This is a genomic window from Ruminococcus sp. MCC718 (genome assembly GCF_018783905.1).
Lineage (GTDB): Bacteria > Bacillota > Clostridia > Lachnospirales > Lachnospiraceae > Hominisplanchenecus > Hominisplanchenecus faecis.
Genome location: NZ_WQNP01000175.1, coordinates 1 through 449 on the forward strand (window position 1 = coordinate 1; position 449 = coordinate 449).

The 449-nt window shown below is 39.4% G+C and carries 1 pseudogene; it reads right to left on the minus strand.

The window, feature by feature from the left end:
* Window positions 1-449: pseudogene (locus GPK60_RS14525) on the minus strand (lysine--tRNA ligase); the annotation flags it as partial.

The following is a 449-nucleotide window of genomic DNA, read 5'->3' on the forward strand; positions in this document are numbered from 1 at the left end:
GTCATCTACCATCAGAAGATGAAGCTTTTCTTCGCCTTCTTCTTCATGAATAGCACTGAGGAGCATACCGCAAGAGTCAATGCCCATCATCGCTCTCGGTGGAAGATTTGTGATAGCGATAAGAGTCTTTCCAACCAGTTCCTCCGGCTCATAAAAGCTATGAATACCGCTTAAAATGGTTCTGTCTGTGCCTGTTCCGTCATCAAGAGTAAACTGTAACAGTTTCTTTGACTTCGGTACTGCAACACACTCTTTAACCTTTACTGCACGGAAATCTGACTTGCTGAATGTATCAAAGTCTACCATTTCCTCAAACAAAGGCTCAATCTTTACTTTAGAAAAATCAATCTTTTCAGACTCAGTTTTTACATTTTTTTCAGGTGCTTCAGAAGCTGTATTATTTACATCATTTTTCTTATTTACACCATCTAAGGACTTCATTGTCGGGA